This window comes from Streptococcus sp. GMD6S (genome assembly GCF_000297015.1).
Genome location: NZ_AJRH01000011.1, coordinates 26,701 through 45,055 on the forward strand (window position 1 = coordinate 26,701; position 18,355 = coordinate 45,055).

19 protein-coding genes and 2 riboswitches are annotated in these 18,355 nt (G+C 42.4%); of the genes, 3 read left to right on the forward strand and 16 right to left on the reverse strand.

The window, feature by feature from the left end:
* Positions 1-26: 26 nt before the first annotated feature.
* Positions 27-767, reverse strand: a complete 741-nt coding sequence (locus GMD6S_RS03150; protein ID WP_000274787.1) for a MerR family transcriptional regulator — start codon at positions 765-767, stop codon at positions 27-29.
* A gap of 357 nt (positions 768-1,124) precedes the next feature.
* Here GMD6S_RS03150 and GMD6S_RS03155 point away from each other — a divergent pair, with 357 nt between their 5' ends.
* Positions 1,125-2,465, forward strand: a complete 1,341-nt coding sequence (locus GMD6S_RS03155) for a sodium-dependent transporter (protein WP_002874374.1) — start codon at positions 1,125-1,127, stop codon at positions 2,463-2,465.
* A 41-nt stretch (positions 2,466-2,506) separates the two neighbouring features.
* On the opposite strand, the gene manA is transcribed toward GMD6S_RS03155, so the two are convergent.
* The 3 genes from manA to GMD6S_RS03170 all read right to left on the reverse strand — a co-directional run bounded on the left by manA (position 2,507) and on the right by GMD6S_RS03170 (position 5,402).
* The gene (gene manA / locus GMD6S_RS03160; protein ID WP_001294299.1) at positions 2,507-3,451 is read right to left on the reverse strand and encodes a mannose-6-phosphate isomerase, class I; all 945 of its coding nucleotides are present in this window, start codon (positions 3,449-3,451) and stop codon (positions 2,507-2,509) included.
* A 119-nt stretch (positions 3,452-3,570) separates the two neighbouring features.
* Positions 3,571-5,010: a 6-phospho-beta-glucosidase gene (locus GMD6S_RS03165; RefSeq protein WP_000136073.1), complete on the reverse strand. Its 1,440-nt coding sequence runs from the start codon at positions 5,008-5,010 to the stop codon at positions 3,571-3,573.
* Positions 5,011-5,141: 131 nt separating this feature from the next.
* A complete protein-coding gene (locus GMD6S_RS03170; RefSeq protein WP_001291473.1) occupies positions 5,142-5,402 on the reverse strand; it encodes a SemiSWEET family transporter in 261 nt (86 codons plus the stop codon).
* 326 nt (positions 5,403-5,728) lie between these two features.
* Between GMD6S_RS03170 and GMD6S_RS03175 the strand changes: the two genes are divergently transcribed.
* Positions 5,729-6,073 carry a lipopolysaccharide assembly protein LapA domain-containing protein gene (locus GMD6S_RS03175; protein ID WP_000913393.1) on the forward strand — a complete coding sequence of 115 codons (345 nt, stop codon included), beginning with the start codon at positions 5,729-5,731 and terminating at the stop codon, positions 6,071-6,073.
* Positions 6,074-6,238: 165 nt separating this feature from the next.
* Here GMD6S_RS03175 and GMD6S_RS03180 read toward each other — a convergent pair whose 3' ends face one another.
* The 5 genes from GMD6S_RS03180 to GMD6S_RS03200 form a co-directional block, all read right to left on the reverse strand.
* Positions 6,239-6,586, reverse strand: coding sequence for a VOC family protein (locus GMD6S_RS03180; protein WP_001052641.1), 348 nt, complete (start codon positions 6,584-6,586; stop codon positions 6,239-6,241).
* Positions 6,587-6,644: 58 nt separating this feature from the next.
* On the reverse strand, positions 6,645-8,420 hold the full coding sequence (gene spxB / locus GMD6S_RS03185; RefSeq protein WP_000191811.1) for a pyruvate oxidase: 1,776 nt from the start codon (positions 8,418-8,420) through the stop codon (positions 6,645-6,647).
* A 212-nt stretch (positions 8,421-8,632) separates the two neighbouring features.
* Complete coding sequence (locus tag GMD6S_RS03190) at positions 8,633-10,855, reverse strand: heavy metal translocating P-type ATPase (protein ID WP_000136320.1); 2,223 nt, start codon at positions 10,853-10,855, stop codon at positions 8,633-8,635.
* A 9-nt stretch (positions 10,856-10,864) separates the two neighbouring features.
* On the reverse strand, positions 10,865-11,236 hold the full coding sequence (locus GMD6S_RS03195) for a cupredoxin domain-containing protein (protein ID WP_000935056.1): 372 nt from the start codon (positions 11,234-11,236) through the stop codon (positions 10,865-10,867).
* 10 nt (positions 11,237-11,246) lie between these two features.
* Positions 11,247-11,642 carry a CopY/TcrY family copper transport repressor gene (locus GMD6S_RS03200; protein WP_001167199.1) on the reverse strand — a complete coding sequence of 132 codons (396 nt, stop codon included), beginning with the start codon at positions 11,640-11,642 and terminating at the stop codon, positions 11,247-11,249.
* Between the two features lie 183 nt (positions 11,643-11,825).
* Positions 11,826-11,924: riboswitch (TPP riboswitch) on the forward strand.
* Between the two features lie 84 nt (positions 11,925-12,008).
* On the opposite strand from GMD6S_RS03200, the gene thiD reads away from it, so the two are divergent.
* Entirely contained in the window at positions 12,009-12,800 is a 792-nt protein-coding gene (thiD, locus tag GMD6S_RS03205; RefSeq protein WP_000221712.1) for a bifunctional hydroxymethylpyrimidine kinase/phosphomethylpyrimidine kinase, read from the forward strand.
* Between the two features lie 46 nt (positions 12,801-12,846).
* Here the strand turns inward: thiD and thiE are convergent, their stop codons facing one another.
* Genes thiE through GMD6S_RS03240 form a run of 7 tightly spaced genes read right to left on the reverse strand, consistent with a single transcriptional unit; the run spans position 12,847 to position 18,104 of the window.
* Complete coding sequence (gene thiE, locus GMD6S_RS03210) at positions 12,847-13,479, reverse strand: thiamine phosphate synthase (protein WP_001078202.1); 633 nt, start codon at positions 13,477-13,479, stop codon at positions 12,847-12,849.
* Positions 13,472-14,275, reverse strand: a complete 804-nt coding sequence (locus GMD6S_RS03215) for a hydroxyethylthiazole kinase (protein ID WP_008292795.1) — start codon at positions 14,273-14,275, stop codon at positions 13,472-13,474. Before GMD6S_RS03215 ends, thiE begins: the two co-directional genes overlap by 8 nt.
* A complete protein-coding gene (gene thiW / locus GMD6S_RS03220) occupies positions 14,275-14,799 on the reverse strand; it encodes an energy coupling factor transporter S component ThiW (RefSeq protein WP_001244055.1) in 525 nt (174 codons plus the stop codon). Before thiW ends, GMD6S_RS03215 begins: the two co-directional genes overlap by 1 nt.
* 15 nt (positions 14,800-14,814) lie before the next feature.
* Positions 14,815-15,495, reverse strand: a complete 681-nt coding sequence (gene tenA / locus GMD6S_RS03225) for a thiaminase II (RefSeq protein WP_000397195.1) — start codon at positions 15,493-15,495, stop codon at positions 14,815-14,817.
* A gap of 10 nt (positions 15,496-15,505) precedes the next feature.
* Entirely contained in the window at positions 15,506-16,156 is a 651-nt protein-coding gene (locus GMD6S_RS03230; RefSeq protein ID WP_000241361.1) for an energy-coupling factor transporter transmembrane component T, read from the reverse strand.
* Position 16,157: 1 nt separating this feature from the next.
* The gene (locus tag GMD6S_RS03235; protein ID WP_000522132.1) at positions 16,158-17,543 is read right to left on the reverse strand and encodes an ATP-binding cassette domain-containing protein; all 1,386 of its coding nucleotides are present in this window, start codon (positions 17,541-17,543) and stop codon (positions 16,158-16,160) included.
* Entirely contained in the window at positions 17,544-18,104 is a 561-nt protein-coding gene (locus GMD6S_RS03240; RefSeq protein WP_000915264.1) for an ECF transporter S component, read from the reverse strand.
* Between the two features lie 158 nt (positions 18,105-18,262).
* A riboswitch (TPP riboswitch) is annotated at positions 18,263-18,351 on the reverse strand.
* Positions 18,352-18,355: the final 4 nt, after the last annotated feature.

Sequence of the window (18,355 nt, forward strand, 5' to 3'; positions counted from 1 at the left end):
AATAGGCTAGGAAATTCCTAGCCTATTTATTCTGCATTTGTCTGAACGTAAATAGCAATGACATCTGATGTGTATTGAGCTGTTCCAGGTCCAAATTTGTCAATGTTTTCCTTAAACTCTGGGTTGTAGACGTATCCTTTACCGATATGGCCGAAGACTTCAATAGAGCAGTCAAATCCATAAGTACGAATAGCTTGCCAGAGTTTAGCTGCCTCTTCTTGGTTTTCAGCTGCTGTTGCAGGCAGACCATCTTGAAGATTTTGAGCCAAGGCTTGAAAGACTTGGTTAAAGGCGGCCGTAGACTCGTCTTCGCGACCTTTTTGGCGCTCAAGAGCTTGGTCCATGACTTCTTGTCCATATTTCTCTACCGCCTCTTGGTGGTATTTTTGATGATCTTGATAGCTAAATCCAGTGAATTTTTCCTCAATCGTCATTTTTATTTCTCCTTTTTGTTCTTGAATGGTTTTTTGCAAGGTGGAAATCAAGGTATCCAGGTGTTTCCTTTCTCGAGTTAGATAATCCAACTGCCTAGTCAAATGGGGCAATAAATCTGTCCTTTCTTCCTTTAACAGCTCTGCTATTTTTTCTAAAGAAAAGCCTAGATATTTGTAGTACAGAATGACCTGAAGTCGTTCCAAATCCTCCTGACTATAGGTTCGATAGCCGTTTTCCGACTTTAAGGGAACCAAGAGCCCTATCTTATCGTAGTGATGCAGAGTCTTAACAGAGACACCTGAAAGCTGCGCAGCTTCTTTTATATGATACATGATTTCCTCCTTATACTCAATGAAAATCAAAGAGCAAACTAGGAAGCTAGCCGCAAGCTGTACTTGAGTACGGTAAGGCGACGCTGACGTTGTTTGAATTTGATTTTCGAAGAGTATTACATTGATAGTATAACCCCTCCCCCTAGGTCAGAGTCAAGCGTTTTTACGAAAAATTTTTAACTTTTTGAGAAAGGTGTGAAAACTTGAAAATGGTTTTCTTGACAGACCTTAGAAAACATGATAGGATAGTCAAGTCTATCAATCAAACAGAAGGCTCATAAAGAGCCATTGAGAGAGGGCTATTTGACAACTCAAGTAGCCTTTTCTTATTTTAAAAAACGAGATCGGAGTTCAACTATGTCAGAAAAATCGCAATGGGGCTCGAAACTAGGCTTTATCCTAGCATCTGCTGGTTCAGCCATCGGACTTGGAGCCGTTTGGAAATTTCCCTACATGACTGCTGCTAATGGCGGTGGAGGCTTTTTACTAGTCTTTCTTATTTCTACCATTTTAATCGGTTTCCCGCTCCTGCTTGCTGAGTTTGCCCTTGGCCGTAGTGCTGGCGTTTCCGCTATCAAAACCTTTGGAAAACTAGGCAAGAATAACAAGTACAACTTTATCGGTTGGATTGGTGCCTTTGCCCTCTTTATCCTCCTCTCCTTTTACAGTGTCATCGGAGGTTGGATTCTAGTCTATCTAGGAATTGAGTTTGGGAAATTGTTCCAGCTTGGCGGTACGGGTGATTATGCTCAGTTATTTACTTCAATCATTTCAAATCCAGCCATTGCCCTAGGAGCTCAAGCAGCCTTTATCTTGTTGAATATCTTTATTGTATCACGTGGGGTTCAAAAAGGAATTGAAAGAGCCTCGAAAGTCATGATGCCTATGCTCTTTATCATCTTTGTCGTGATCATCGGGCGCTCGCTCAGCTTGCCAAACGCCATGGAAGGGGTTCTCTACTTCCTCAAACCAGACTTTTCAAAACTGACCAGCGCTGGTCTCCTCTATGCTCTGGGACAATCTTTCTTTGCCCTCTCACTAGGGGTTACAGCCATGCTGACCTATGCTTCCTACTTGGACAAGAAAACCAATCTGGTCCAGTCAGGGATTTCCATCGTAGCCATGAACATCTCGGTTTCCATCATGGCGGGACTAGCCATTTTCCCAGCCATGTCAGCTTTCAATATCCAGTCGGAAGGGGGACCAAGCCTGCTCTTTATCGTCTTGCCTCAACTCTTTGACAAGATGCCTTTTGGAACCATTTTCTACATCCTTTTCCTCTTGCTTTTCCTCTTTGCGACGGTCACTTCTTCTGTCGTTATGCTGGAAATCAATGTGGGCAATATCACCAATCAGGACAATCGCAAGCGTGCTAAATGGAGTGCTATTTTAGGAATCTTGACCTTTGTCTTTGGAATTCCTTCAGCTCTATCCTATGGGGTCATGGCGGATGTTCACATTTTTGGGAAGACCTTCTTTGATGCTATGGATTTCTTGGTTTCCAATCTCCTCATGCCATTTGGAGCTCTCTGCCTGTCACTTTTTACAGGCTACATCTTTAAGAAGGCTCATGCTAAGGAGGAACTCCATCTTGATGAAAGAGCATGGAAACAAGGACTTTTCCAAGTCTGGCTTTTCCTCCTTCGTTTCATCATTCCTATTATCATCATTGTGGTTTTTATCGCCCAATTTATGTAATCAAAAAGGACTTGAGTAGTAAACTCAGGCCCTTTCTTTTTTTATGGATGGCTAACAATCAATTCCAAACCTTGCCCTTCTAGGGTCCAAGCTTCAACATCACTTGGTAGGATAAAGTGGCTACCTTTTTGGATTGGATAGTTTTTCCCGTCAATAGTAAGCTGACCTTGACCAGCTAAGACACTAAACAAACTGTAGTCTGCTGTCTTTTTAAAGTCAACTTTTCCAGTGATTTCCCACTTGTAAACTGCGAAGAAGTCATTAGACACAAGGAGAGTGGAACGTAGATCATCTGCTTTGATAGTTACAGGACGGCTATTGGCAGGCTCTCCAATGTTTAAAACATCGATGGATTTTTCAAGGTGAAGTTCACGCAAGTTGCCCTTGTCGTCCTTGCGGTCAAAGTCATAAACACGGTAGGTGGTATCGCTAGACTGCTGGGTTTCAAGAATCAAGATACCCGCCCCGATAGCGTGCATGGTTCCGCTTGGTACATAGAAGAAATCTCCAGCTTTAACTGGAACTTTTGTCAGCAAGGTATCCCAGTTCTTGTCCTCGATTTGCTGGCGGAGTTCTTCTTTTGATTTGGCATTGTGGCCATAGATAATCTCTGAACCTTCGTCTGCTGCGATGATGTACCAACACTCTGTTTTCCCTAACTCGCCTTCGTGCTCTAGTCCATAGGTATCGTCTGGGTGAACTTGGACACTGAGCCAGTCGTTGGCATCGAGAATCTTGGTCAACAGTGGAAACACAGGTTCTGGACGGTTACCAAACAATTCACGGTGTTCCGCATACAAAGTAGCTAGGTCTGTTCCCTCAAAACGCCCATTAGCGACCTTTGAAACTCCATTTGGGTGGGCTGAAATAGCCCAGTATTCTCCGATTTTTTCACTTGGAATGTCGTAGCCAAACTCATCACGTAGCTTGGTTCCACCCCAGATTTTTTCTTGCATAACTGATTGTAAAAATAATGGTTCTGACATCTTGATCTCCTGTCTATTTTTCTCACTTCATTATAGCAAAAAGCCAGGTCTAATTGAACTCTTTTTCACATCTTATAAAGTAGGGAGAAGATTTTATAAAAATAGTGAACAAATGTGCTCTACTTAATACTTGCACCATTGCTGGCAATGACATCCTTGTACCAGTAGAAGGATTTCTTCTTGCTCCGTTTGAGACTTCCTTGACCTGCATTATCACGATCCACATAGATAAAACCATAACGCTTGTTCATTTCGCCTGTTCCAGCAGAAACCAGATCTATACAACCCCAAGTCGTATAACCAAGCAATTCAACGCCATCTTGGTAAATAGCATCTCGCATAGCCTTGATGTGGGCTTCTAGATAAGCAATCCGATAGTCATCTGCTACGTATCCATTTTCATCTGGCGTGTCCATAGCACCGAGGCCATTTTCTACGATGAACATAGGCTTTTGATAACGATCCCAGATAGCATTGAGGGTGATACGAAGCCCCAGTGGGTCAATCTGCCAACCCCATTCAGAGGATTCTAGATAAGGATTTTTGATAGAGGCAAAGACATTTCCAGCGGTCAGATTCGTCACTTCTGGATCGCCTGAGGCCACTCGACTCGCATAGTAAGAGAAGGAAACAAAATCAACAGTGTGATTCTTCAACAAATCCAAATCCTCTGCCGTCATTTCAATTTCTATCCCCTCACGCTCCCACTGTTTCTTGGCATAGTTTGGGTATTCCCCACGCGCTTGGACGTCAATGAAGAAGTAACTCTTACGGTCTTCCTCCATAGCTGCCCAGTAGTCTCTCGGATGGGCAGTGTTGGGATAGTATTGTCCTGCTGCCAACATACATCCCACCTTGTTTTCTGGATCAATTTCGTGAGCAATTTTAGTCGCCATAGCCGAGGCTACCAGCTCATGGTGGGCTGCTTGGTATTTGATCTGTTCTTGATTTTCTCCTTCTTCAAAACAAATCCCAGCTCCTAAAAAGGGGGCATGCAGAATCATATTGATTTCGTTGAAGGTGAGCCAGTACTTGACCAAGCCCTTGTAACGGGTAAAGAGGGTGTGACAGAGATTTGCGTAAAAGTCCAACATACGACGATTGCGCCAACCACCGTACTCCCTAATTAAGTGCATGGGGCAATCGAAATGCGTGATGGTCACCAGTGGTTCAATTCCATACTTGTGGCATTCCTTAAATAAATCCTCATAAAAAGCTAGACCAACTTCATTTGGCTCTGCTTCGTCACCTTGAGGAAAAATCCGAGTCCAAGCAATGGAAAGTCGATAGGTTTTAAATCCCATTTCTGCAAAAAGCGCAATATCTTCCTTGTAATGATGGTACATATCAATGGCTTCCTTTGCTGGGTAAAAATAGCCCTCCTCAAACGAAAACATCTTTTTCTGACCTGTAATAATAGCCTCACGGTCTGGACCAATCGGTACCACATCCACATTAGCAAGACCACGGCCATCTTGATTATAAGCACCCTCACATTGATTAGCTGCCGTAGCACCACCCCAGAGGAATCCTTCTGGAAATTGTAGTATTTCTGTCATCACTTTACCTCGATTGATTTATTACTTCTATTATACTAAAAAGGAGGCAAAAAGTTTGGAACCCTCTGGATAATAATAGCACTAAACTTACTTTTATATATACGAAAAAAAGACTGAAACCAGTCTTCTTTTTAAATCAAAGCTGTGATAGCCGTTACTAGGCCAAAAACGATACCTGGTGCATTAGCAGCCGCAAGTGGAATATCTCTTTCTTTCTTGAAAAGACCGTAGTAAACCCAGAGACTACAGTTGATGGCTGCAACCAAGGGCTGGATAAAGTTCCCTTTTTGACCAGCCAGGTTGTTCATAATTTGTGGGAAGTAAGACACATACATCATAACAGACATAAAGGTCGCTACCCAACCTAAAATTTTCATTTGTTTTTCAGACATTTTCAAAACCTCTTTCATTTTTACTGAATCTTATTTTAAAATATTCTTTCAAAACAATCAAGTCTTTAAAACTTTTGTTATAAAGATATAAACTATCACAATCTTGTTATAAGAAAGAGGGAACAGAAAAAAGACCGAATTGCTCCGTTCTGTTTACTCAATCAAATATTAGAAAATGAATACTCCTTTTCAATGAATCGATTGATTGATGGTAAATAAGCCGTTAGAAATTATTGACAGTATCGAAATTTTCTAGTAAAATGAATTTTGTTAATACCTAAATGGTGTGTAGTTTTCTATCAACATAGTCAGGAGAAAAGGAACTTATGCTAAAAAAATTTAATGAATTGTCACTGAAAGATAAGGCTTATCTAATTGGCGGTTTGAGCTTATTAGTCATTGTGATCTCATTTGGTCTACTCAATCGTCAAACAGTAACTGTCAGTCTTGTCTTTACACAACTATCTGCTCCCTTGATTTTGGTGATTTTTACTTGTCTAGTAATCGGGATCATTGCTGGTAGTGCTATTGGTATTAGCTATCACCATAACAAGACTCAAGATCTGAGAAGCCGCATTGCTGAAGCAGAAGCGACTATCAATATAAAAGACAGGGAGCTTGTCCAGTACGAGGAACAGGTGCAACAATTAAAACAGGAAGCCAAACAATAAGTGTAGAAATCATAACCACCCGTGAAAACGGGTGGTTTTTTGTCTCGCACCTAACGGAGCGAGACGGACTGAAAGTCGCATAAATACAAAAAAGATCGAATTGCTCCGATCTTTTTAAGTTTCACTCCAAGAATGTTTAGATAAAAAATTTGATAATAGAATTACCTACTTCATACGATAAAAATCAATCACTAGACCAGCAGGCCCTTTAACTAATAAGGACTCTGTTCCCCAATCCGTTTCACAAAGACCGTGTAAAATCTCGACACCGATCTCTTTTAACCGTTGGTAATTCTGATTTAGATCCTCAATCTCAATATGAAGAATGATTCCTGACTGAAAATCTTCCAAAGGAATCAAATGATTTTGGGACAACATCAGACAGTGACTGCCAATCGTAAACTGAGCAAAACTGTCATCAACATAATCGGACTTTTTATCCAAAATACGCTCCAAGTCAGCACAGACTTGTGGAACATCTGAAACGATAATATCTAATTGATTTAAATTCATTTACTATACTCCATAAAAAGACCGGATTGCTCCGATCTTTTTAAGTTCCACGAAGGAATTATTTAATTGCGCGTGATTGCAAACCTTCTTCTTCCAAGAAGAGACGGAATGGTACGAGTTCTTCTGCTTCGTATTTTTCCTTGAAGGCTTTGATTGCTTCTTCTGAGTGAAGTTTTGGATCCAATTCAAGTACTTCTACTGGAAGTGGACGGTGTTCAGTGATGCGAGCATCGATAACAACAGTTTTACCTTCTTTGCTCAATTTAACAGCTTCTGCAACAACTGCATCGATGTCTTCGATACGGTCAACTGTAAATCCAACAGCTCCTTGAGCTTCAGCGATTTTCGCATAGTCAGCATTAGGGAAGTCACAACCAAACAAGTGTTTGTTTGTGTCTTCGTATTTGTCCTTGATGAAGGCATATTTACCATTTGAGAAGACAACGTTGATAACTGGAAGGTCGTATTGAACGTTTGTGATAACGTCTGGGTAGCACATGTTGAATGCACCGTCACCCATGATGTTCCATACTTGGCGATCTGGATTGTCTTTCTTAGCAGCAATACCACCAGGAAGGGCAATACCCATTGTCGCAAAGAGTGGAGATGTACGCCACATGTTCTTAGGTGTCATGTGAAGGTGACGAGTAGATGTTTGAGTAGTGTCACCTACGTCGATTGAGTAGATAGCGTCTTGATCAGCATGTTTGTTGATTGCATTGTAAACTTGGTACAATTGCAATTCACCCTCAGTTTTACCTTCGAGTTTGTTCATGTAATCACGCCAGTTTTGGTTGTTCTTCACGTTTGCACGCCACCATGGAGTTGATTCAACTGGGTTCACTTTGTCAAGGATTGCTTTCGCTGCTTGACCTGCATCACCAAGAATAGAAGCATCAAGGGCATGTCGTTTACCAAGTTTGTAAGGGTCGATATCGACTTGGATGAATTTTTCAGTGTTCTTGAAGGCTTCGTAAACTTCAGCAAATGGGAAGTTTGAACCAAGGAAAAGAACTGTGTCTGCTTCAAAGACCACTTCGTTGGCTGGTTTCCAACCAACACGGTAAGCAGAACCTGTCAAACCTTCGTAGTTCCATTCGAACGCTTCGAAGTTTTTACCAGTTGTGATGATTGGCGCTTTGATTTTACGTGACAATTCAGTGATTACTTCACCAGCTTTAACACCACCGTAACCAGCGTAGATAACTGGACGTTCAGCGTTGTTCAAAATTTCAACAGCTTTGTCGATTTCAACTTCGTTCAAAGCAGGAGCGATGAATGAACGCTCGTATGAACCTGAACCGTAGTATGAGTTTTCGTCGATTTCTTGGAAACCAAAGTTTACTGGAATTTCAACGACAGCTGGACCTTTTTTAGAAACGGCAGCACGGCAAGCTTCGTCAATCACTTTTGGCAATTGCTCTGCGTAAGCTACACGTTTGTTGTAAACAGCGATACCGTTGTACATTGGGTTTTGGTTCAATTCTTGGAAGGCATCCATGTTCAATTCGTTAACTGGACGTGATCCAAGGATAGCAAGGAATGGAGTGTTATCCATAGCTGCATCGTAAACACCATTGATCAAGTGAGTTGCACCAGGTCCACCTGAACCAACTGCAACACCGATAGATCCGCCAAATTTAGCCTGCATAACCGCTGCAAGAGCACCTGTTTCTTCGTGGCGAACTTGCAAGAAACGGATATCTTTGTCTTCAGCCAAAGCGTCCATAAGTGAGCTGAGTGTTCCTGATGGGATACCGTAGATAGTGTCTACACCCCATGTTTTCAATACGTTGAGCATTGCTGCAGATGCAGTAATTTTCCCTTGAGTCATAATGATAACTCTCCTTCAAATATTTTTAAAACTTGATAAATCCGTTTTCATATACTAATTGGAAACGTTTCAGCAAATTTTTACTCTACTACTTTACCACATTTGTTTTGGGTCTCCTAAGAATGTGCTCAGAAGTTTTTATTCTCTATTACAGTACAGTTTGAAAACGTTTTATACAACTGTTTTATAATAAAAAGCGAGCAAGCTCGCTTTTAGTCTATTTTACTAAAGTTTAGCATGAGTGAACTGGTTAAAACAGATACAGAACTAAAAGCCATGGCTAGACCAGCCAGTTCTGGATTGAGAACGAGACCAATTCCTGAAAAGACTCCTGCTGCAATCGGAATACCAATGAGGTTATAGATAGAAGCCCAGAAAAGATTGAGTAGAATACGATTAAAGGTCTTCTTACTCATATCAAAAGCACGTGCCAATCCTAGTAAATTGTTGGTTGTAAGGACAAGATCTGCTGATTCAATGGCAATATCTGTTCCAGCTCCCATAGCAATCCCCACATCCGCTACACTAAGGGCTGGCGCATCATTGATACCATCTCCGATAAAGGCTACTTTACCAGCCTGTTGAAGTTGATGGATTTCATGCGCTTTTTCTTCTGGCAAAACACCAGCAATGACCTCTTCGATACCAATCTGGTCTGCAATAGCTCGCGCCACTCCAGCATTATCTCCTGTCAACATCACTGTTCGGAGACCACGTTTTTTCAGCTGACTGATGGCAAGCTTGGCATTTTCTTTGGGAATATCTTGCAGGGCAAGCAAGCCTTTGATTTCATTGTCAACAGCCAAGTACACAACTGTCTTAGCTTCTTTTTCCAGTTCTTCTAGTTTTTCCTGATAAGCGCTCGAAATATCCATGCCATCTAGCATTTTAGCATTTCCAAGCAAGACTTGTTTCCCATTGATTTGCCCTGAAACACCTTTTCCGTGTAGGGCTTGGAAATTTTCTACAGGTTGAAGCTCAAGTCCTGCTTCACTCGCTCGCTTGATAATAGCTTGAGCCAGTGGGTGTTGAGAGGCTTCTTCCAAAGAGGCAGCTAAGCCAAGTACTTCTGTCTCGTCGCCAATGATATCAGTGACCACTGGTTTTCCTTCCGTCAAAGTTCCTGTTTTATCAAAGACGAGAGTTTGGACTTTCTGGATTTCCTGTAGGACGGTTCCATTTTTTAGGAGAACCCCCATCTTGGCACTCCGCCCTGTTCCTACCATGAGGGCTGTTGGTGTTGCAAGACCTAGGGCACAAGGGCAAGCGATAATCAAAACTGCCACACCATAAAGTAGAGAGGTCACAAAACTAGCCCCAAGTAAGACAAACCAAATCCAAAAAGTCAAAATCGCTAAAATGACAACTGCTGGGACAAAAATTCCTGAAATCTTATCCGTCAAATCCTGAATCGGTGCACGGCTGGTCTGGGCTTTCTTCACAAAGTCCACAATCTGAGCCAAGACAGTCTCTGAACCAACTTTTTCTGCTTTAAAAACCAGTGTTCCACTATTATTGATAGTGGAGCCAATCACAGTATCTCCAACTGTTTTGTCTACCGGCAGGCTCTCACCTGTCACCATGGATTCATCAATACTGGAGACACCTTCGACAACAACACCATCAACCGCGATCTTTTCACCGGGACGCACTCGAATCAGGTCACCTACCTTGACTTGCTCCAAGGGAACTTGGACATAGCTATCCTCACGCAAGACTTCTGCTGTTTTAGCCTGCAAATCTAGTAATTTCTCCACAGCTTGAGAAGTGTTTTTTCGCATTTTTTCCTCAAAAACCGCCCCCAAAAGAACGAAGAAGAGGATAAATCCAGCACTTTCAAAGTAAACAGGGAGACCAGCAAAGAGAGCAACTAGACTATAGAGATAGGCTACTAGGGTTCCCAGTGCCACCAAGGTATCCATGTTGGCATTGTGCTTTTTAAAACTAGCCCAAGCACTTTGGATATAAGGACCACCGGCCACTAGCATGATAGGCGTCGTGGCTAAAAAGGTGCCCCAATGCATGACTGGATGACTGATAGTCCCTGTCAACATCCCAATCATGAGAATAACTAGCGGCACAGTAAAGATACTGGTAATCCAAAAACGTTGCAAAAGTGACAAAGATTTTCGCGTCTTCTCAACTACGATATAACTCCCCTTTTGCATCTTCATGCCACATGAAAATTCATGTTGCCCCAACTCTTGAGGCGTAAAACGAATTGTCTTCTCCTCGTCCACGCCGATTGGTTCCAAGATACCTTCTTCTTCAAAAAGGATTTCTTTGTAACAGTTTGATGGCGTCACACGATGAAAAGTTATCTCAGCCGGAATCCCTTTTTGAAGCTGAATATGAGCTGGATGATAGCCTTTTTCAGCTCGGATACGGATTTTTTGAATGCCATTTTCTAGGCTTGCTTTCACAATTTCTGTCATAGTCTCCTCCTACTCTACAATCATCTTGCCGTGCATCATGTTCATACCACATGCAAAGCCAAACTCTCCAGTCTGCTCAGGTGTGATTTCCACTACATACTCTTCACCCATAGGAAGATCCGCATGCACACCAAAATCTGGAAAGACGATCTGATCTAGACAGGGTGAAGGGTCCTTGCGGTCAAAGACAATGCGGGCTGGCACTGATTTTTTAAGAATAATCAACTCAGGCGTATAGCCCCCCATGACTTCCACTCGGATCTCTTGGTAACCCTTTTTTTGCTGGGCCTTTTGTCCAGATTTTTCAGGCTTTTTGAAAAACCAAAACAAGATAAACGCGATAAGGGCAATACAAATAATGGTTACAATACTATTTAACATGACGTCTCCTTTACATACAATTACATCTTACTTCTGTTACAGCGCTTGATTTCTTCTTAGAAATCACAGCTTCTAAGTCTTCCAAGTCAGCCAAAGTGAAATCACATTCCACAATCAAATCAGCCAACAAGTTCTTAATCCTACGAGAACAAACCTTGTCTTTGATATCTTGGACAAGCAAGTCTCGACTCTGGTCCAGAGTTAAAAGGGCTGAATAGACAAAGAACTTGCCTTCTTTTTTCCTTGTCAGACACTCTTTCTCAACTAAACGAGCCAAAAGAGTTTGAATGGTCGACTTGGACCAGTCGAACCGCTCCGCCAGAACCCTGATCAAATCCGTACTGGTCTGCTCTCCTTGCATCCAAATAATCTTCATGACCTGCCATTCTGCATCTGAAATCTGCATCATCACACCTCCTAAATCTACATTTGTCGATTACAGTTATTAGTATACTCTCAAAATCTACATTTGTCAACTATAATTTTTATTATTTTTTCGAAAAATAGAATTCTAATCCTGTAACGAGAGATTTGCAGTCAAATTTCACTATATAAACTATAAAAATATGCTATACTGTAGAAAAAAGAAAACAACCACTAGGGGTGCGTAAAGCTGAGATTAACGACTGTTATATCCCTTTGACTCAATCTAGGTAATGCTAGCTGATGGAAGTGGAAATGATAATGAGGACTAGCTAGTCTTCTATTGCTTTCCTCAAACAGACTAGCTTGTTCTTGAGAATACAAACTTCAGTTGGTTGGGAGGTTTTAGATGACTTATTTACCCGTTGCTCTATCCATTGCAGGAACTGACCCTAGTGGCGGTGCTGGCATTATGGCTGATTTGAAGTCATTCCAAGCGAGAGATGTCTATGGAATGGCCGTTGTGACCAGCCTTGTCGCTCAAAATACCAGAGGCGTTCAATTAATCGAGCACGTCTCCAACCAAATGCTGGAAGCTCAATTGGAGAGTGTCTTTTCGGATATCAAACCTCAGGCTGTGAAAACTGGTATGTTGGCAACTACTGAGATCATGGAGATCATCCAACCCTACCTTAAAAAGCTGGATTGTCCCTATGTGCTGGACCCTGTTATGGTCGCTACAAGTGGGGACACCCTGATAGATACTAGTGCGAGAAGCTACCTAAAAACAAACTTGCTTCCCCTTGCTACCATCATCACCCCCAATCTTCCTGAGGCAGAAGAGATTGTTGGTTTTTCAATCCATGATCCAGAAGACATGCAACGTGCTGGTCGCCTGATTTTAAAAGAATTTGGCCCTCAGTCTGTAGTTATCAAAGGTGGTCATCTTGAAGGTGGTGCTAAGGATTTCCTCTTTACCAAAGAGGAGCAATTTGTCTGGAAAAGTCCACGAATTCAAACCTGTCACACCCATGGTACTGGATGTACTTTTGCTGCAGTGATTACGGCTGAACTAGCCAAGGGAAAAACCCTTTATCAAGCAGTCGATAAAGCCAAGGCCTTTATCACAAAAGCCATCCAAGACGCACCTCAACTCGGTCATGGTTCTGGCCCAGTCAACCATACAAGTTTTAAAGATTAAGAAAAACTCTCTAGTTCCCACTTTAAGGGAATTAGAGAGTTTTTGATTAGGAAATCATGTCATCCAGCTTTGTTAAAAAAGCTTGCGTTTTTGCCTCAATATCTTCTGCCTGCATCAAATCACGGACAACGGCAACCCCTGCTATGCCAGTGCCAATAAGCTGGTCAATATTCTCTGACGTCAAGCCTCCGATAGCAACCACTGGAATGGCGACCGTTTGGCAAATGGTTTTCAAGGTTGAAATCAAGGTGATAGGTGCATTTTCTTTAGTAGTTGTCGGGAAAATAGCTCCTGTTCCCAAGTAATCCGCACCTCCTTCTTCTGCCTCGAGGGCTCTTTTTACTGTTTTAGCTGTGACACCGAGGATTTTGTCAGGACCCAAGACTTGGCGGGCAACCGAAACTGGTAGTTCATCGTCTCCGATATGTAGACCTGCAGCATCAACCGCAAGACAAACATCCAATCGATCATCGATAATTAAGGGGACCTGATAGGCATCGGTTATTTCCTTGACTTGTTTTGCCAGTTGATAGTATTGGTTGGTTGTGAGATTTTTTTCTCGTAGTTGGATAATGGTAACACCTGAACGGCAGGCCGTCTCAACTTTTTCAAGAAAGTTTTCCAAGGAATCTTGGTAGCGATTGGTTACTAGATATAGTCTAAGTGCTTCTCTATTCATAAATATCTCCTTTGATGGCTTTTAGCCAATTTTCATCTCTTTTTAGAAGAGAGAGCTGATTGAGAACTTGGTAACGAAATTCTTCCAATCCCATTCCTTGGACAAGAATTCTCTCAGCAGCGATATTGAGATAAGAGACCGCTAGGCAAGAAGCTTCAAAGGCAGTCTTTCCTTGACTGAGAAAAACGGCTGTCAAGGCTCCAACCAGGTCTCCTGTCCCTGTTATCCAGTCCAATTCTGCACAGCCATTTCCCAATATTGCAACCTGATTCTCCGAAACAATGAGGTCCTTGGGTCCAGTGACTAAGAATGACATGCCAGGATAAAGCTGACACCAGTCTCTCAAGACTTGAAGCAAATCCTCAGTTTCTTGATCTTTAGCACTAGCATCGACCCCGACTCCGTGGTGTTTTAAACCAACAAGACTTCGGATTTCTGACATATTTCCTTTAAGGACTGTGGGCTTGTATTCTAAAAGATCTCTAACTAGTCCCTTACGAATGGGAGATGCTGCTACGCCAACCGCATCTACTACCATTGGGAGACAAGCTTGAGCTGCATAAGAAGCTGCCATACGGATTGCTTTCTCCTTCTCAGCTGACAAATGCCCCAAATTGATGAAGAGAGCTTGACTTTGTTTGGTAAAATCAAGGACCTCACGGGGATCATCTGCCATGACAGGTTTAGATCCCAGAGCCAAAATGCCATTGGCCAGCATCTCGCAGGAAATCTCATTGGTGATGCAGTGAATTAAGGAGCTGGAGGTTAGAGGAAAGGGATTTGTAAATTCCTGCATCAGTCTATCCTTTCACCAAAGAAATATCCTTGTACTTTTTTAAAGAATTCCTGCTTGATTAAAAATCGAAAGGCAAGAAAAGCTATGGCTGTACCGATCAAGGTTGCTCCGAAAAATCGAGGAGTGTAGATAAACCAGCTGAGCTTGGCCGCAGATCCCGTAAAGAGAACCATGACAGGATAGGAAACAATAGAACCGATAATCCCTGTTCCCAAGATTTCTCCTAGGGCAGAATAATGAAATTTTCGACCGTACTTATAAAAGAGACCTGCAAGGAGGGCTCCAAAAGTAGCTCCTGTGAGGGCCAAGGGCGGAATACCTTGAGTAGACATACGGATAAAGGCTGTGACTGTAGCCATGACCAAGGCATAAACAGGCCCCATCAAGATTCCTGCAAGAATGTTGACTACACTGGACATCGGTGCCATCCCTTCAATTCGAAAGATGGGCGTAAGAACTACGTCAAGGGCAATCATCATGGATAAAATGGTTAATTTGTGAACTTGTAGTTGGTGGTTTCTCATTTTCTATTTCTTCTCTTATTCTAAGGATTGCAAATCACTCGTCCAGGTTTGATGTTGGTAAGCCATCTCCCAAAACTTAGCTTCCATGTGGACACTTCGGTGGAAGGCCTCTAGCATTTTTTGTTTGTCTGTCTCGTTGCTTTCGCGATAGAGCTGATTGACCAGGGCTTCTTCCTCTTTAATCTGCTGTTCTAACTCATCGGTGATATAGGTCTCAATCCACTGTTGATAAAGAGGATTCGGGGATGGTTTGCGATTAAGTGCCTTGCCCAAATCATGGTATAACCAAGGACATGGAAGCAAACTAGCAAAAGCAATGCCCAAGTTTGGCTCTGCAAACTGGCGATAAATATGAGAAATGTAATGATAACAGGTTGGAGCGATTGGATGTTGCTCCATTTCCTGGTCGCTGATTCCTAATTCCATGAAAAATTGTTGGCGGATAAACAACTCACCCTCCACTAGACTCTGGGCATTTTGTTTCAAGAGTCTTTTCATCTCTTGGTTTGAAGTCTTATCAGCCAAGAGGTGATAGGCTTCTGAAAAAGACTTCAGGTAGTAGGCATCCTGAATCAGGTAATAGCGGAAAATAGAAGGTTCTAAATTCCCCTCTTGTAACTGTAAAACAAAGGGGTGATGAAAGGAAGCCTGCCAAGCTTCCTTGGATAATTCCATCGCAATATCTGTAAATTCCATAATAACTCCTTTATAGAAATAGGCTGGTTTGAAGCAATAAAAAGAAAAGTAGGTAGATCAATTTTGTCCTCTGAGAAATATAAAAAGTCCGATAACTATTCTCCAACTGTGCATGCTCGTCATATCCATGCGCAGATAGAGCTCTCAGGTAAAGATGGCGCCACCTAAAGACTGTCATCAGAACCTTACTGTAAATCAGGGGAGACCAAACATGCAATTTTTGACCACGCAATAAGCAAGCTTCCTTGAGGGACTTGATTTCTTGTTGAATGAGGGGAAAGGCATTGAATACCACAATTAAGGCATAGGCCCAAGACCGTGATAACCCCTTTTGAGCCAAGTACAAGAGAAGCTCTTTTAAGGAAATACTGGAAACAAAGACAAGACCGATACAAACCGTCACAAAGGCCCTCGTTCCAAGTATCACTGCCTGCGAAGCATCCCCATGTAACTGTACTGCCCAGTAGTTGGCAAAGGATGGTAAGATGGCGAGCACAAGCATCCAAGCCAACAATTTAAATCGACGGTAGTAGAGCATGAAGAGAATGCAAAATGCGACTACTGAAAGATTAAGAGCAATCGAAGGAATGAAAGATGTTTCCAAGGATAAAATTAGAAAGAAGAGACCGATTATCGGTGTCTGGGTTGCTACTTTGACCATACTACTTCACCTCCCCTTGAGTATTGATACTCCGAGATGTGAGAGGTTTGCTGATGGTCACGTCTTTAATATGACGGAGACCCTCACTAGTCATCTCAATCCAATAATCGACCACAGAAATCAAGGGATCTAAACGATGGCTAATGATCAAAAAACTTCTCCCTTGATTTCTGTCCTCCAGAATCCACTGACAAAAATAGGCGCAGGCTCTATTATCTAAACCAGCAAAAGGTTCATCTAGTAAAATCACAGAAGCCTTGCTGGTCAAGATGGTCAAGAGCTGAAGAATCTTTTGTTGGCCACCACTTAATTGATAGGGACTCTTATCAAGCGCCTGCTCCAGATCAAAATATCGTAAAGCTTGTAGAATCCGCTGATTTCTTTCCGAGTCTGAGCTATCTAATTGAAGTTCCTCTCTCAGACTGACTCGGATAAATTGCTTCTCAGCTTCCTGAACGACACCCGTCAGGTCACGATACAGACTCTTTTTCTTTTTTAGGACCGAACCCTTCCAAGTAATGCGCCCTCTATACTTTTGAAATTGAAGAATGGAACGAAAGAGGGTTGATTTCCCAACACCATTATCACCTAGGATACAGGAAATTCCTTGGTAAAACGTGAAATCAGCAATCGAAAAGAGGGGACGATTACCCAGCTCACAAGTCACACGATCCATATGGAATAGTTCTAGGCTAGAGGCAACTTCCTTTGAAGCAACCTGTGTCATCTCAGAGGTAGGGATTTGAAACACTTCCCTCAGTTGCCCGTCTCTTAGCTCCACCATATGGTCAATGTAGGCTCCATAGTCTGATAAATCATGGTCACACAGGATGACTGTCTTCCCATTAGAGGCCAATTCCTTTAGAATCTCTAGGATCTCTATCCTACTTTTGCGGTCAATAGAAGCAAAGGGCTCATCCAAGAGATAGACCCTAGGATTCATGGCAAATAGAACAGCCAGCGCAGCCTTTTGCTTTTCCCCACCTGATAAGTGATGGATGGGACGGTGCAAGATTGCCTCGCAGCGACATTGCTGGACCACCTCGGCTATTTTAGAATCAATCTCCTGAACGGGATGGCCGATATTTTCCAAGGTAAAAATCAGCTCCTCAAACAAGTTCTCCATGGTAAATTGATGATTGGGATTTTGAAAGAGAATGCCAACCGTCTGGACACGTTCGACGATAGAAAGCTGACTGACCTGGTTTCCATCTATCAGGACTTGACCACTATAGGGCAAGGAAGTGACCTGGGCAATGATTTGAAAGAGACTGGATTTTCCTGAACCACTGCTCCCAACTAACAAGGTAAAAGCTTGCGCGTGAAAAGTAAAATCAATCGGCTCCGAAAAGATTGGGGACTGAATCTCCCGTAGTTCCAGCCCCATCTACGCCTTTCCTCCAGCCGCAAACTGATGATAGAGTTTGACAATGGCACGAACCAAGATGGCACAGAAGAAAAAGACGGAAATAAAACGCACCACAAGCAAGGAAAGGACAAAAGGAAGGGAAAAGGCGTAGTAACCTAACTTAATGTATTCATAGACAAAGCTAAAAAGCGTAATCCCAATACTATTAGCAGTTAGAGAGAGCCAACTTTCATAGCGATTCTTGGTTACGAGAAAACCAAATTCACTTCCCAAGCCTTGAACCAAGCCAGACAAAAGAGCGCCTAGGCCGAATTGGCTACCATAAAGGACTTCAGCAAGCGCAGCGAGCACTTCTCCAATCGTTGCACTTCCGATTCTTGGAACAAAGATAGCCGCAATGGGCGCAGCCATACACCAGAGACCAAAGAGGATTTCATTGGCAAAGGCCTGCAAACCAAGAGGGGCCAAGATTAGGGTGAGGATATCAAATAGATAACCCGAACCCACAAAAACGCCACCAAAAAAGATAGACAAGAAAGCAAGCAAGATAACATCTTTTAACTGCCATTTTTTCAACATAAAAAACTCCTTTTTTAAAGAAAAGTGGGGCATTCAAGGAGAGCTACCGAAAAGCTCGTCGTCAGGCCTATCCTCTTTTGATAAACAAAAAAACTCCAATTACAAACGAGAATTAGAGTTTAGCTTACAAGATTAGACAGTTCTTTTCGACATACGAAAAAAACCTTTTCACATTTCCCTTCGCCAGTCTTAACTGTATCAGGTTCAATGGGTATCATCTCAGCCTAAAGCACCCCAAATGTCTTTATTAT

What these genes read in the sequence shown, in the direction of transcription:
- GMD6S_RS03215 (WP_008292795.1), bottom strand. Translation starts at nt 14,275, where the DNA reads ATGCAGGAATTTACAAATCCCTTTCCTCTAACCTCCAGCTCCTTAATT.
- thiE (WP_001078202.1), bottom strand. Translation starts at nt 13,479, where the DNA reads ATGAATAGAGAAGCACTTAGACTATATCTAGTAACCAATCGCTACCAA.
- GMD6S_RS03170 (WP_001291473.1), bottom strand. Translation starts at nt 5,402, where the DNA reads ATGTCTGAAAAACAAATGAAAATTTTAGGTTGGGTAGCGACCTTTATG.
- thiD (WP_000221712.1), top strand. Translation starts at nt 12,009, where the DNA reads ATGACTTATTTACCCGTTGCTCTATCCATTGCAGGAACTGACCCTAGT.
- GMD6S_RS03230 (WP_000241361.1), bottom strand. Translation starts at nt 16,156, where the DNA reads ATGGTCAAAGTAGCAACCCAGACACCGATAATCGGTCTCTTCTTTCTA.
- GMD6S_RS03190 (WP_000136320.1), bottom strand. Translation starts at nt 10,855, where the DNA reads ATGACAGAAATTGTGAAAGCAAGCCTAGAAAATGGCATTCAAAAAATC.
- GMD6S_RS03165 (WP_000136073.1), bottom strand. Translation starts at nt 5,010, where the DNA reads ATGACAGAAATACTACAATTTCCAGAAGGATTCCTCTGGGGTGGTGCT.
- GMD6S_RS03235 (WP_000522132.1), bottom strand. Translation starts at nt 17,543, where the DNA reads ATGGGGCTGGAACTACGGGAGATTCAGTCCCCAATCTTTTCGGAGCCG.
- manA (WP_001294299.1), bottom strand. Translation starts at nt 3,451, where the DNA reads ATGTCAGAACCATTATTTTTACAATCAGTTATGCAAGAAAAAATCTGG.
- GMD6S_RS03150 (WP_000274787.1), bottom strand. Translation starts at nt 767, where the DNA reads ATGTATCATATAAAAGAAGCTGCGCAGCTTTCAGGTGTCTCTGTTAAG.
- GMD6S_RS03195 (WP_000935056.1), bottom strand. Translation starts at nt 11,236, where the DNA reads ATGTTAAATAGTATTGTAACCATTATTTGTATTGCCCTTATCGCGTTT.
- spxB (WP_000191811.1), bottom strand. Translation starts at nt 8,420, where the DNA reads ATGACTCAAGGGAAAATTACTGCATCTGCAGCAATGCTCAACGTATTG.
- tenA (WP_000397195.1), bottom strand. Translation starts at nt 15,495, where the DNA reads ATGGAATTTACAGATATTGCGATGGAATTATCCAAGGAAGCTTGGCAG.
- GMD6S_RS03175 (WP_000913393.1), top strand. Translation starts at nt 5,729, where the DNA reads ATGCTAAAAAAATTTAATGAATTGTCACTGAAAGATAAGGCTTATCTA.
- GMD6S_RS03180 (WP_001052641.1), bottom strand. Translation starts at nt 6,586, where the DNA reads ATGAATTTAAATCAATTAGATATTATCGTTTCAGATGTTCCACAAGTC.
- GMD6S_RS03240 (WP_000915264.1), bottom strand. Translation starts at nt 18,104, where the DNA reads ATGTTGAAAAAATGGCAGTTAAAAGATGTTATCTTGCTTGCTTTCTTG.
- GMD6S_RS03155 (WP_002874374.1), top strand. Translation starts at nt 1,125, where the DNA reads ATGTCAGAAAAATCGCAATGGGGCTCGAAACTAGGCTTTATCCTAGCA.
- thiW (WP_001244055.1), bottom strand. Translation starts at nt 14,799, where the DNA reads ATGAGAAACCACCAACTACAAGTTCACAAATTAACCATTTTATCCATG.
- GMD6S_RS03200 (WP_001167199.1), bottom strand. Translation starts at nt 11,642, where the DNA reads ATGCAGATTTCAGATGCAGAATGGCAGGTCATGAAGATTATTTGGATG.